Genomic DNA, 12,912 nt, shown 5'->3' with positions numbered 1-12,912 from the left:
CTTATGCTCCGATCAGGCTTTGTCCGCACACGCGCACGACCTGGCCGCTGATGCCGGCCGATCCTGGATGCGCGAGCCACGCGATGGTCTGGGCGACGTCGACCGGCAGGCCGCCCTGGCCGAGCGAATTCATCCGGCGGCCCGCCTCGCGAAGGGTCAGCGGCATCTTCGCGGTCATCTGCGTTTCGATGAAACCCGGCGCGACTGCGTTGATCGTGATGCCGCGCGGGCGCAACAGCGGCGCCATGCTTTGCACGCGGCCAATCACGCCGGCTTTCGACGTCGCGTAATTGGTCTGGCCGGGATTGCCCGCGATCCCGCTGATCGACGACACGCCGACGATCCGCCCGCCGTCGCGCAAAATGCCCGCCGCGAGCAGCGCGTCGTCGATGCGCTCCTGCGCGCACAGGTTGATGTCGATCACGCTTTGCCACGCGCCGCCTGTCATCTTCGCGATGGTTTTGTCTTTCGTGATGCCGGCGTTGTGCACGACGATATCCACGCCGTGATCGTCGAGCGCGGCGGCGATCTGCGCCGGCGCTTCGGGCGCGGCAATGTCGAAGGCGAGGGCGGTGCCGTTCGACTGGCGCATGGTGGCTTCGAGCGCGTCGCGTGCGGACGGAATGTCGATGCCGATCACATGCGCGCCTTGCGCCGCGAGCACGCTTGCAATTGCCGCGCCAATGCCGCGTGCGGCGCCTGTCACAACCGCGCGCCGGTTCGCGAGCGGCTGGTTCCAGTCGAACGGCGATGCGGCGTCCTTACCGCCGGCATCGGTTACGGCAATGCGATTCACAACGCCATGCAGACCATTTGCGGCGATTCGCACCACTTGGCCCGACACATATGCCGAACGCGGTGACAGAAAGAAGCGCAACGTGGCTTCCATTCCATGCTCGGCGCCTTCGCCGACATAGACCAGATTCGCCGTGATGCCGCGCCGCGCTTCCTTGCCAAGCGAACGCGTGAGTCCTTCCAGCGCGCGTTGCGCAGTCCATTGACGCGGACTCGCGCATGCTTCGGGCGGCCTTCCCAATACGACGATACGCCCGCATTTCCCAAGCGAGCGCAGCGTGTCGTGAAAGAACGCGTGCAGCGGTTCCATCTGGCTGCTGTCGTCGATACCGCTCGCGTCGAAGATCAATGCGCCCACGCGCGCGGCCGAGCCCGACTCCGCAGGTTCGAAGCGCCCCGTCAGCAGACCGTGACGATGTGCGAGGGGCATCCACAATCCGGCGCTTTCATGGGCGACGCTCGTCACGCCGATGCTCGCCACCAGGTCCGCCAGCGAATCGAGCAGATGCGGCTCGCGCCCGGCGCCGATCGCGACCATGCCGCCGAACTCGGGCTCGTCGGCGCGATAGCGGCGCAGCACCTCGGGCTTCGGAAGGCCCAGAGAACGCGCAACGCGCGCACCGAACGGTGAATTGACGAAGTTCAGGTAAGAGTCGTTCATATTGTTCGTTGCTCCGCTGGACACGGCCGCACCTCTGTCAGTGTGCACTGAGTTTGGCGCATCGGCGTGTCGCGCAGCGAGGTTTTTTCATGCGTTTGCACAAGCATCCATCAGGATCACAGCGCCGCTTCCATGACCTTTTCGAGCGTCTCCTTGCGTTGTTGCAGATTGGCGAGAATGTCGAAATCGGCGGGGAAATCGTCCACTTTCACGACTTGTGCGGCATAGCGCGCGTAGTCGCCGAGCACACGCCGCTCGTCGGCGTCGATCAGGCCTTGTTGCAGCGCGGCGTCGGCCCACGCGGCGAGTTGCACGACGCTCTGCGGCATTGGCTCGAGGCGCCGCTCCTTCACCGCTTCGCGCAGCTTCTGCTCGATTTGCGTAAAGCGCGGGTTCAGTTCGAACACGAGTTCGCCATAGCCGAGCGCGTCGACATCCGGGTGCGGCACGTAGGAGTCCGACACCAGCCGGTTGCGCGCGGCGCCCGGCGTCTGCATCAACTCGGCGATCTCGCTGCCCAGGCGGTCGGATGGTTCGCGATGCGGCAGCCCCAACGGGAACGCCAGCGTACGCACGAGGCCGGCGGCGAAGCGGTTCGGATAGTTCGCGAGCACGCCGTCGAGCGCCTGTTGCGCGCGATAGAGCGAATCTTCGACGCCCCAGCGCACGAGCGGCAGATCGTCTTCCTGACGGCCTTCGTCCTCGAAACGCTTGAGCGTTGCGGAGATCAGATAGAGCTGCGAGAGCACGTCGCCAAGGCGCGCCGAAATGCGTTCGCGGCGCTTCAGGTCGCCGCCGAGCACGAACATGGAGACATCGGCAAGCAGCGCGAAAACGGTGGCAAGCCGCGTGGCCGCGCGGTAATACGCATGAAGCGGCGCATGCGCGGCGCGCGGCTTCACAATGAATGCGCCGCCCGTGATGCCGTAGACGAAGCTGCGTACCACGTTCGACAGCGTGAAAGCAACGTGGCCGAAGAAGGCGTCGTCGAAATCGCGCAGCGCTGTGGCGGGGTCCGCCTCGCGCGTCGCGCTCATCTCCTTCAGCACATACGGATGGCAGCGAATCGCGCCCTGGCCGAAGATGATCAGGCAGCGCGTGAGAATGTTCGCGCCTTCCACGGTGATCGCAATGGGCACCTGCTGATACGCGCGCGCCAGAAAGTTAGACGGCCCCATGCAGATTCCCTTGCCGGCGGCGACGTCCATCGCGTCGTTGATCACCATGCGGGCACGTTCGGTGATGTGATACTTGGCGATTGCCGAAATCACCGAAGGCTTTTCGCCCAGATCGACCGCATGTGCGGACAGGCGGCGCGCGGCATCCATCACATAGAGATTGCCGCCCATGCGTCCGAGCGCTTCCTGCACGCCCTCGAATTTGCCCACAGCCGTGCGGAACTGGCGACGAACCGCAGCGTACGCGCCCGTGCCGCGCACCGCGAGCTTCGCCATGCCGACATTCGACGACGGCAGCGAGATCGCGCGGCCCGCCGCGAGGCATTCCATCAGCATCCGCCATCCGTTGCCGACCTGAGCGCGTCCGCCGATCACCCAGTCGAGCGGAATGAAGACGTCCTTGCCGGAGTTCGGACCGTTCTGAAACACGGCGTTCAGCGGCCAATGACGACGACCGATGTTCACGCCCGGATGGTCGGTCGGAATCAATGCGCAGGTAATGCCGGGTTCGTCGGTCGCGCCGAGAAGATGCTCGGGATCGAGCGCCCGGAACGCAAGGCCGAGCACGGTCGCGATCGGCCCGAGCGTGATATAACGCTTATCCCATGTGACGCGAAAGCCGAGCGTCTCGCGTCCGTCGAACATGCCCTTGCAAACAATGCCGACATCGGGAATGGCGGCGGCGTCCGAACCGGCGTAAGGGCTCGTCAACGCAAAGCATGGGATTTCCTCGCCGCGCGCGAGACGCGGCAGATAGTGGTTTTTCTGCTCTTCGGTGCCGTAGTGCATCAACAGTTCGGCGGGGCCGAGCGAGTTCGGCACCATCACCGAAACGGCCGCGGCCGAGCAGCGCGTGGCCAGCTTCATGATGACCTGCGAATGCGCGTATGCGGAAAACTGTTTTCCGCCGTACCGCTTCGGAATGATCATGCCGAGAAAGCCACGCTCCTTGACGAACTGCCATGCTTGCGGCGACAGGTCCTGCCATACCATGGTGGTTTCCCAGTCGTTCGCGAGATCGCACAACTGCTCGCATTCGTTATCGAGGAACGCCTGTTCTTCGACTGTCAATGTCGCGGGGCCGTAGCCGAGCAGCTTGTCCCAATGAGGCCGTCCGGAGAAGAGTTCGGCGTCCCACCAGACCGTGCCGGCCTCGATCGCGTCGCGCTCGGTCGGCGACATCTCCGGCAGGATCTTGCGAAACACGTCAAGCACCGGCTTCGTGAGCCATGCGCGGCGCAGCGGCTTGACGGCGAACACGAGGGCAGGGAGGACCAGCACGATGGCCCAAAGCGTGGTTGCAGCAACGCCCGCCGCTCCGCTCACTCGTACCGCCGCAACCCAGACGATCATAAAGGCGAGCCACGATAATGCGCGCGCCTCTACGTAGACAAGCGCAAGAGCGCCGGCAACCAGCAGCAGGATGAACCACAGCATGACGTTTCCTCCCTGTTTTCATGATGCGTGCAAACGCATCCACGTTGCGTGGACGGTTCACGTTGTTGTCGATGTTGTGCGAGCGGCCCGGCGTCTTTGCGCTACGTTTGCGACGCGCCGTGCAACGCCTGCTGGAACGAGCAGGCTTCGATCGTGCCGCCGCTGTGTGCTTCACTCGGCGCATCGCCTGCGCTATGCGTGCTGCCGTCGAGAGCGCTGTCCGCGCCTGTATCGTCGGCATCGCCCAGCACGGCGGCGAACATCGCCAGTTGCGATGCGTCGGGCAGCGGCGCTTTCAGCGCGGCGACCATTAGCGAGGCAAGCCGTGCGATCAGTTGCAGATCGTTCATCGACTTGCCTTGCGAGAACTCGGCAATGAGGCTGTCCGTGTCGGCGCCCGCGAGCACGCCAGACAGCGCGCCGATGGCGAAGTGCAGCCGCCAGCCCAGTTCCTCGCGCGGCAGATGCGGCAGCGCGCGTTGGAACGCGTCGAAAAAGCGCACGGCCACCGACGCATAGTGGGCGCTCAGAAAGTCGCGAATGAAAGCAGAGGGGTCCGTATATGCGCGGCCGAGCAAACGCAGAAAAGCTTTGCCGCCGACGCGCGGATCGCGCGAGAGCCGCAGCGCTGGAATGAACATCGCGCCGAGCACATGCTCACAGGTCAGACGTTCGCCGAGCATCCGGTCGAAGCGTTCGAGCAGCTTCACACGCTCCTGGTTGAGACGGTCGAGACGGCGCGACAGCATCGCGTGAATCAACGACTCCTTGCTGCCGAAGTGATAGTTGACCGCTGCAAGATTGACCTCGGCGCGCGAAGTGATCTGGCGCAGCGACATGGCCTCGTAACCACAATCGATGAAGAGCGCCTCAGCCGCATCCAGGATGCGTGACTTCGTATCGCCGGCGTGCCGGCCCGTTGTGCGACCTGCCATTTGCGTCTCCCAGTTCTCGGCGCCCGCTCTACGAACAGGCGATTCAAATAGGCATTTGAAACAGCCGTTTTTTTCAGGATAAGAAGGAAGGGCGAGTTGGGCAAGGGTCGGATGTCGATTAACTCCTCTAGAAGACCTCGCGCGTGGTGCCTGTCATGCGTTCGCTATATGCGTTTGCATCACGGGAATAAAAAAGCCGTTCCGAAGAATCGGAACGACTTCGCGTGAAAGAGGAACTGTGGTCGTCTTCTAATGCTTAAACCTCTCCTCCAACCGCACTTCCTTGCGGAGGATGGGCGCCGACATGTCTCGCCGACTGGGTCATGTCGATGCCGCGGCGCTCCCGGCTAAACGGAATCAGCGCGCAAATAACGGCGGCGACAATGCCGATCACGACCGCCATGACGAGCGCATAGTTGTTGCCGTGCGCTTCGGCGGCGCTCGCCTGTAGCGGACCGTTGACCGAAGCGATCAGATTGCCCAGCTGATACACGAGACCGGGGAAGGTCGCGCGGATTTCATCGGGCGAGATCTCGTTCAGATGAACCGGAATGACGCCCCATGCGCCTTGCACAGAGATTTGCATCAGGAACGCGCCGAGCGCAAGCAGCACCGGCGTGCTCGAAAAAGCCCACAGCGGCAGCACCGGAAATGCGATCAGCGCGGCGATGAAGATCGCGCGCTTGCGCCCGATCTTCTCCGACAACATGCCGAAAAAGAGCCCGCCGCAGATCGCGCCGACATTCAGCGTGATCGTGATCCACGACACCGTATGTGCGTCGAACTGATGCTGGACGCGCAGGAACGTCGGATACAAATCCTGTGATCCGTGCGAGAAGAAGTTGAACGCGGTCATCAGGACGATTGCGTATAGCGACAGCTTCACGTTCTGCTTCAGCGTTGCGACAAGGCCTGGACGCGCCTGCTTCTCGAGCGTCTTGAAGGCCGGCGATTCCGGTACGTGCGCGCGGATGTACAGCACGAGCAGCGCGGGCAGCACGCCGACAAAGAACATACCGCGCCAGCCGATGTACTGATAGAACACGCCGAACACGACCGAGGCGAGCAGATAGCCGCTCGGATAGCCGGCTTGCAGCAGGCCGGAGACGATGCCGCGCGATTTCGGCGGCACGGTTTCCATGGTCAATGCGCCGCCCACGCCCCATTCGCCGCCCATCGCGATGCCGAATAGCGCGCGCAAGACAAGCAGGGTGGCCAGGTTCGGTGAAAAGCCCGACAGCAGTTCGAGCAGAGAGAAGCACGCGATGTTGACCATCAACGTGGGCCGGCGGCCGTAGCGGTCCGCGAGCCAGCCGAAAATCAGCGCGCCGACCGGGCGCATCATCAGCGTCAGCATTATGCCGAATGCGACTTCGGGGATTTTCGTATTGAATTCCGCCGCGATATCTTTCAATACAAACACCATTAGAAAGAAATCGAATGCGTCGAGTGTCCAGCCGAGATAGGCGGCAATCGTGACGTTTCTCTGTTCCCGTGTCCAGTTCATTGATGTTCTCCTGGTCTCCAATAACCCGCGGTCGATGTAGAGGGGCCCGGTGCGCCCTATGGCATGGGCTTCGAGCGCGAGTGTACGCTCACCGTTAAGCGGCTGCAGGAAAGAGCGCAGCCTTGTCGGTGTTAATCCTGGGAGCAATTATCGTGCTGAATGCAGGGTCGAAGCTGATCGTCGGTCGAGTGTAATTATTGTATTGTGAATGTTTGCGGAGGCGTCGGTAATCTGTAATGGGATTTATTGCCGACCGCCTTAGATCCGGTCGAATTGACTTAGTCGTTTTACGCCGGCCGACGGCTTTCGGGTTTCGGTCCGGCCTTGTGCGACGGTAGAATGCGAGCGAACCCCGACTGTCGACGTCCGCCAATGGAACCGCCCGAAACACGATGAGTGACACGATACAAGCGCCGTTTTCCATCCTGTTCGTCGACGACGACGAGATGTCGCGCACCCACTTTGCGCGCGCCGTGCGTGACGATTACCGCGTGCACCTCGCTCAGGGCGCTGACGCAGCCATGGCGCTGTTGCAGGAATTCGGTTCAGAAGTCGCCGTGCTCGTCACCGACTTTCGCATGCCGGGGCGCGATGGCGGCCATCTGCTGCGCGAGGTTGCACAGGCGTATCCGCAGACCGTGCGCATCCTCGTCACCGCCTACGCCGACAAGGACATGCTGCTGCAAACGTTCAATACCGGCGACCTGTTTCGCATCATCGAAAAACCGCTTCGCATGGAGTCGGTGCGCGAGGTGCTGAAGCAGGCGGTGGCGCGCTACGTCGAGCGCGAAACGCGCCAGCAAAGGCTGCTTGCAATGGACGAGACGCTTGCGTTCCTCGCTCACGAACTCAACACGCCGCTTGCCGCGATATCGCTTTTTGCGCGCTCGGTCGAAAACGATGTTGCTCAGGAATACGACCCGCAGCGTCAACAGGAAATCGGCACTGCGGCTACCTCGATGCTGAATAACGCGCAGTATTGCCTGACGCTGATCTCGTCGTTCTGGGCGACGGTGCACAAAAGCGGCGGTCCGCAACCGGCGACGGGCAGCGCCGCGCGCGAGGTCAGGGCGACGCGCCTCGTCGCCACGCTACTCGACTCCTATCCGTTCGCCGGTTCGCAGCGCGAATGGATAGGCCTGGAAATGCGAGGCGATTTCGTTGTTCACGCTATGCCGAATTGCGTGGCGCTCGTACTCTCTTCACTGCTGTCGAATGCGTTGCGCGCGCTCGACGGTTGCCCGGCGCCTTCGTTGCGGATCGAAGTGATGAACGGGCCCGAGCCGGAAATCCGCCTGCACGACAATGGCCCGGGTATCGCACCGGAGATCAAGGCGCGCTTGCTGCTCGATCCTGTCACGACGCACGCGGGGCGTGGCGGCCACGGTATGGGCATGATCTTTTGCAAACGCATCATGCAGTCGTTCGGCGGCGGGCTGCGAATCGAATCCACCGTCGGTGAGGGCACTACTGTGACCATGCGTTTTCCCGGCATCAGAGGCCGGGTGCATGACGGCGTGAGCGAAGCGGCGTCGGACAGTCACGCCGCCTGAGCAGGAAGCGCTAGTTCTCGCGCACTGCGAGTCCGTTCGTGGTCGCGGTCGTGCTCGTGCTCGTGCGTGCGGCGTCCCCCGGTCCTTCAGGCTGGTCTCGCGTGGCGTTTGCAGACGCCAGATAGCGATACAGCGCGTCGGCCGAACGCTCGCTCAACGCTTCGATCCGCTCCAGCCAGTCCGATTCCGCGGGCCATTCGCCTTCCAGCATGCGTGGATAGACGTGCCGCGTGAACTGGTGCAACGCCTTTGCTCCGACGTTGCCGCTCGCGCCGAGCAGCACGTGCAACGCGCCATGCGCGGCGTCGAGGTCGCGGTCCGCGGCGTTCGCGCGAAGCTGCAAAGTCAGCGCGCGGATCTGCTCAATCCCATTCGCAAACGATTCGTCGATCAGGCCGAGTGCCGCCAATTCTTCAAGATGAGTGGCGTCGAGCAGATCGTTCTCGCGCACCATGGCGAGACCGCCCGAGCCTGCCGACGCGGCTTGCGCAGGCAATGCCGCCGGGCCAGATGAGCTGGACGGCGGTGGCACCTTGGCCGACACAGGCGAGCGCCGCGCCTCGGCCGGCGCACTGCCGCCGCTGCCGGTGCCACTACCGCTGCGCTGCTGCGCGAACTGTCTCGTCAGGCACGCATAGAGTGCACCGACCTGCACGGGCTTGGTCATGACTTCGTTCATGCCCACGCTGATGCACGCCTGTACCGAGCCGATATCCGACTGGCTGGTCAACGCGATGATCGGCACGCTCGCGTAGCCGTCGGTGCGGGCGCGAATCGCCGCAGCCGTTTCGAGGCCGCCCATTCCCGGCATGTTCATGTCCACCACGATTGCGTCGATGACGATGTCTTCGTCCAGCCGGTCCAGCACGGCCTGACCATGTTCGGCTTCCACGACGCTCGCGCCGAAGCGCTCCAGATAGGCTTTGGCAACGAGCCGGCTGTAGTTGTCGTCGTCGGCAACGAGAATCGACTTGCCGGAAAAGTCGTCGAACCGATGGTTGAGATGGCGCCGGTTGCCGTTCTCGAAAAGCGCCTGCAGCGACGTGAACAGGTCCATCGCGCTGCAGGACTTGCTGATCATGTCGTCCATGCCGGCCCGGCGTGCCAGCACGCGCGCGATGTTGCCGGGCTCGGACGTGTAGGCGGCGACGAGCACATTCCAGTTCGGCTGATCGCGGTCGGCGCGCAGCTGCTCGGTGGCCGAATAGCCGTCGAGCACCGGCATGTTGACGTCCATCAGCACAAGGTCGTATGCCGATGCTTGGCGCAGCATCGCCAAAGCGGCCGCGCCGTTTTCGGCTTCGCTCACCTCGGCGCCCACTTTCGCCAACGTGCGCCGTGTGCGGGCGCGCAGAGCGGCGTCGTCGTCGGCGAGAAGGATGCGTTTGCCGTTCAGCACGCCCGTGGCGCGCTCGACGATTGCACGCTCGTGTGCCGCTACTTCGCTCTCGGTGACGGGCGGAAATTGCAGCGTGAACTGGGTGAACTTGCCGAGCTCCGACTTGCACGCGATGCTGCCGCCGAACGCGCGCATGGCGCGCTGACAGTAAGCGAGCCCGAGGCCCGTACCCGCCGAGTTGCCGGCGGTACGAAACGGCTCGAACAGATGCGGCAGGATCTCAGGGGCGATGCCGCTGCCGGTATCGCGAACGCTGACGCAATGCCGGTCCACCGTCAGCGTAAGCGTGGCAGATGGAAGCAGTGCGATGTGATGCAGCGCGTTCTTGATCAGATTGAAAAGGGTGAACAGGTAGACGGTTTCATCGACCTTGAAGGTGAAATCTTCGAGCACCGCAAGGCGGACCTTGCCGCGTTCTTTCCTGTCGGCGAAGCCGTATTCGTCGAGCGCCTTGCGCGTGGTCGCGCCCGCGCTCAGGTAAGTCAGCGAGTCGGAGCGGATCTGTTTGGCACTGACTTCGTCCAGCGTCATTGCGATCACGCGCAAGCCGCGCTCGATCGACAACTGTCCGTGCGCGAGATGCCGGTAAAGCAGTGCTGCGCCCGCACCCGACGGCACGGGCGCGCGGCCATGTTCGGTGAGGGCGGGCAGCGTCTCTTCTACGCGATCCAGAACGTGTTTCAACTGGCTGAGCGGGTTGCGCATTTCATGCGCAATGGACCCGGCCAGTGCCTGCAATGCCCGGTTCTTCTCGACGAAGATGCGCCCTTTGCTGATCGCATGACTGAAAGCCATGCTGCACAGGACGACCACCGGAAGCACCGCGAGGTCCGACTGATTCGCCGTGCTCAGCACGATTGGAGCGGGCGAACTGGCGACCGCGGCCAGACCGCCGGACAGCATGCCGATGCCGATACAGCCCATGAGCAGAAATGGATTGTCGATGCACAGCGCCATGATGAAGATCATCATGACCTCGGTCATCATCCACATGGTTGAGAATGAATTCCTGATCGCGAGGAACGTGCAGACGAACGGCAGCACGTAGATCAGACACAGGTGCCAGTAGATCAGCAGGTACTGATTGAACCGCTTCGGCCAGTGCGCCTGAAAGATCAATGGCACACAGATGAGCGCCGCGCTCAGACGCAGTGGCAGATTGTCGTACGGCTGCGGCAGGATGTAAGTCCAGACCAGGTAATAGACGGGGTGGCACACGAGGCCGAGTGCGCCTCCCCATCGAATTGCAAACCGGCTTCTTTCCAGCACGTCCTGCATGCTTTCGCGCGGTATTAGCATCTGGCCTCCAGTGACATTTACGAGCCCGTCAATTCATAGTTGCTGTCACACCGAGATCGAGGTTGATCGCCGAGCCGTCCTTTCCGTGAAAAGGTCCGACCGTAAATCCGTACTTTTTCAACAGGCCGTGAGTGTAGGAGACCGACCACACGGGCGGGCTGCCGATGATGAAGTCGGAAGCGATGCCTTCCTGCCAGGCGGCATAGCCCTCGGCGAAACAGGTATAGCAGTCGCGCGTGCTCGGCAGCCTGAACGGGAATCTGGAATCGAGGCCTGCCGGCCCGCGCGCGAAACATTCAATATATAGCGTATGTCCACGAGACGCGAGTTCCGCTTCCACGCTCGCCGCGCGTGGGTGCGAGTCGTCGATCCAGAAGCGGGCCCGCTTGAGGTCCGATGCAGTGAGATACGGCACGCTGGTGCTGCTTGCGAGGATGGCGCCGTCGAACTGCGGTAAGGCGGTGTCGGGACTGAAGGTGTGGACCGACACCTTGGTGCGTCCGAGCAGGTCCGCCGCCATCAGCTCGCGTGCCTGGTCCGCGAGCAGGTTGACCTTGTCCGGCAAGTCGATCAGCACGAGCTCCTTCGGCGCTTCCTTGTACAACAGGTACTTGGCGACCGTCGTGCCGAGCCGTCCGGCCGCGCCGAAGAGCGCGAGCTTCGTGTTGCCGAATTCGAGATCGAGCTCGTTGCAGCAGTGCATTGCCCAGTCTTTGAGCATTGCCGCGGTGGCCGCGTGGCCGGTCGTGATATGCGGCGGCTTTGTTTGCCTTGGCAGCGCGCCATAGTTGCACGCGTAAGGTGTCGAGGCGCCCATCGCGACCATGTTCAAACCGGCTTGCCGCGCCAGTTCGAGCGCCGGGAAAAACTGTGTCTCGCGAAACCGCTTGATGCCGCGAGGGCTGCCGAGCCAGAGTTCGAGCGGCACCGGACACGCGATGTTCGCGCCGATCATCTGCGAGCCCGAATAGATTGGCGATGCAATGAACGGCTTGGTGCGCCAAAGCTCTTCTTCGAACGACTCGTTTCTTGTTTTTACGTTGTGAAAGGAGAAGGAAAGCGTATCCCAGTCTGTAGCGTGAAAGAGAAACCCGACACCGCCCTGGCCCGTGGGCAGATTGTCGCGAATCTGCTCCGGGTGGATCGTGTGTTTGAGCGCCAATGGCGCACCGGACGAGGGCAGGCTGGTGATGCTGCGCCGGTCGTCAATGGTCGATATTTCGTTGTAAAGAGACGTTCCCATTTGGTTTTCCTTTGATTTTCCTTTGGTTGACCCGCGCTGCGAGTCAGCGCGGCTTCGTCAGCCCGCATTGGCCGGCGATCCATCAACTCTAGAGAAAACCAATAGTTTTTGTCCGTGTGTTCGTGCGCATCGTCGGTCGGGAAGGGGGTTGAGTGGCGCCGGCCGTGCCGCACCGGTCGCGCCGGGCTGGCTGGAGCGCACCCTGCCGGGCATAGGCGATGCTTGGTTTGATGTATCGACTGCCGGACAGCGGCGCAAGCGTGCGGACATTCCAGAGCGGCCGCTGGTGCATGGTGGGAATGCGTGGCGAAGCGCGACGTCCGTGCAATTGACGCTGGCCGAAGTGCCGGTTAAAAACCTGCGACGCTGAACAAGCAGTAGTTGGCGTGCGACCCAACTGCGCTGCTGCACGGGCTTACAGGCATGACACAGCATGCTAGACTTCGCGCCTATGTCCTACTGGCGCAAACTCTTCATTGTCGTTCTGCTGGCAGTGAGCCTTCCGATTCAGTCGTTCGCGGCCGTCGCAATGAAATGCGCGGCGGCTGAGGCTCGCGAAAGTACGCCGGTGCACCATCATGCGATGCACGCCGCATTGAATGTCGATCAGCAGCATGATCCGCAGCGCCATCAACAACAGCATCATGACGGGCACGCCATGCCGGTCGCCGATCAGTCGTATGCGGACGGTCATCAGCCAGGCGATCATCATCTGGTCGGTCAGCACGCGCATTCGTGTTCGACATGCGCGTCATGCTGCTTCGGTGCCGCGATGCTTTCCGTTCCCGCGTTACCGGCTTCTTCGCAAGTCGTCGATTCGTTCCAACCCGCGCCTCATCCCACCCCCGCCGCGTCGTTCCTGACCGGCGGTATCGAACGACCGCCCCGGTCCATTCTCGTCTAGA

Annotated in this window: 8 protein-coding genes; 2 read left to right on the top strand and 6 right to left on the bottom strand. The window is 62.6% G+C overall.

Going from position 1 to position 12,912, the window contains the following annotated elements:
• Nucleotide 1 precedes the first annotated feature (1 nt).
• The 4 genes from BCA01S_RS12965 to BCA01S_RS12950 form a co-directional block, all read right to left on the bottom strand.
• Nucleotides 2-1,456 (bottom strand): 3-oxoacyl-ACP reductase, encoded by a 1,455-nt coding sequence (locus tag BCA01S_RS12965; RefSeq protein WP_027777255.1) that lies wholly within the window; start codon nt 1,454-1,456, stop codon nt 2-4.
• Between the two features lie 116 nt (nt 1,457-1,572).
• A complete protein-coding gene (locus BCA01S_RS12960; protein ID WP_027777254.1) occupies nt 1,573-4,071 on the bottom strand; it encodes an acyl-CoA dehydrogenase in 2,499 nt (832 codons plus the stop codon).
• A 101-nt stretch (nt 4,072-4,172) separates the two neighbouring features.
• Complete coding sequence (locus BCA01S_RS12955) at nt 4,173-5,006, bottom strand: TetR/AcrR family transcriptional regulator (RefSeq protein ID WP_020070145.1); 834 nt, start codon at nt 5,004-5,006, stop codon at nt 4,173-4,175.
• 256 nt (nt 5,007-5,262) lie between these two features.
• The gene (locus BCA01S_RS12950; RefSeq protein WP_027777253.1) at nt 5,263-6,513 is read right to left on the bottom strand and encodes an MFS transporter; all 1,251 of its coding nucleotides are present in this window, start codon (nt 6,511-6,513) and stop codon (nt 5,263-5,265) included.
• Nucleotides 6,514-6,905: 392 nt separating this feature from the next.
• Here BCA01S_RS12950 and BCA01S_RS12945 point away from each other — a divergent pair, with 392 nt between their 5' ends.
• Entirely contained in the window at nt 6,906-8,066 is a 1,161-nt protein-coding gene (locus BCA01S_RS12945; RefSeq protein ID WP_027777252.1) for a hybrid sensor histidine kinase/response regulator, read from the top strand.
• Nucleotides 8,067-8,076: 10 nt separating this feature from the next.
• On the opposite strand, the gene BCA01S_RS12940 is transcribed toward BCA01S_RS12945, so the two are convergent.
• Both BCA01S_RS12940 and BCA01S_RS12935 read right to left on the bottom strand, forming a co-directional pair.
• On the bottom strand, nt 8,077-10,764 hold the full coding sequence (locus BCA01S_RS12940; protein WP_027777251.1) for an ATP-binding response regulator: 2,688 nt from the start codon (nt 10,762-10,764) through the stop codon (nt 8,077-8,079).
• A 28-nt stretch (nt 10,765-10,792) separates the two neighbouring features.
• A complete protein-coding gene (locus BCA01S_RS12935; RefSeq protein ID WP_027777250.1) occupies nt 10,793-12,007 on the bottom strand; it encodes a hypothetical protein in 1,215 nt (404 codons plus the stop codon).
• Nucleotides 12,008-12,440: 433 nt separating this feature from the next.
• Here BCA01S_RS12935 and BCA01S_RS39635 point away from each other — a divergent pair, with 433 nt between their 5' ends.
• Entirely contained in the window at nt 12,441-12,911 is a 471-nt protein-coding gene (locus BCA01S_RS39635; protein ID WP_084166859.1) for a hypothetical protein, read from the top strand.
• Nucleotide 12,912 lies beyond the last annotated feature (1 nt).

Source organism: Paraburkholderia caledonica NBRC 102488 (assembly GCF_000685095.1).
GTDB classification, from domain to species: domain Bacteria; phylum Pseudomonadota; class Gammaproteobacteria; order Burkholderiales; family Burkholderiaceae; genus Paraburkholderia; species Paraburkholderia caledonica.
Note: the sequence above shows the minus strand (reverse complement) of the source record. Positions and strands in the feature narration are given on the sequence as shown.

What these genes read in the sequence shown, in the direction of transcription:
- BCA01S_RS12935 (WP_027777250.1), bottom strand. Translation starts at nt 12,007, where the DNA reads ATGGGAACGTCTCTTTACAACGAAATATCGACCATTGACGACCGGCGC.
- BCA01S_RS12940 (WP_027777251.1), bottom strand. Translation starts at nt 10,764, where the DNA reads ATGCTAATACCGCGCGAAAGCATGCAGGACGTGCTGGAAAGAAGCCGG.
- BCA01S_RS12965 (WP_027777255.1), bottom strand. Translation starts at nt 1,456, where the DNA reads ATGAACGACTCTTACCTGAACTTCGTCAATTCACCGTTCGGTGCGCGC.
- BCA01S_RS12950 (WP_027777253.1), bottom strand. Translation starts at nt 6,513, where the DNA reads ATGAACTGGACACGGGAACAGAGAAACGTCACGATTGCCGCCTATCTC.
- BCA01S_RS39635 (WP_084166859.1), top strand. Translation starts at nt 12,441, where the DNA reads ATGCTAGACTTCGCGCCTATGTCCTACTGGCGCAAACTCTTCATTGTC.
- BCA01S_RS12945 (WP_027777252.1), top strand. Translation starts at nt 6,906, where the DNA reads ATGAGTGACACGATACAAGCGCCGTTTTCCATCCTGTTCGTCGACGAC.
- BCA01S_RS12960 (WP_027777254.1), bottom strand. Translation starts at nt 4,071, where the DNA reads ATGCTGTGGTTCATCCTGCTGCTGGTTGCCGGCGCTCTTGCGCTTGTC.
- BCA01S_RS12955 (WP_020070145.1), bottom strand. Translation starts at nt 5,006, where the DNA reads ATGGCAGGTCGCACAACGGGCCGGCACGCCGGCGATACGAAGTCACGC.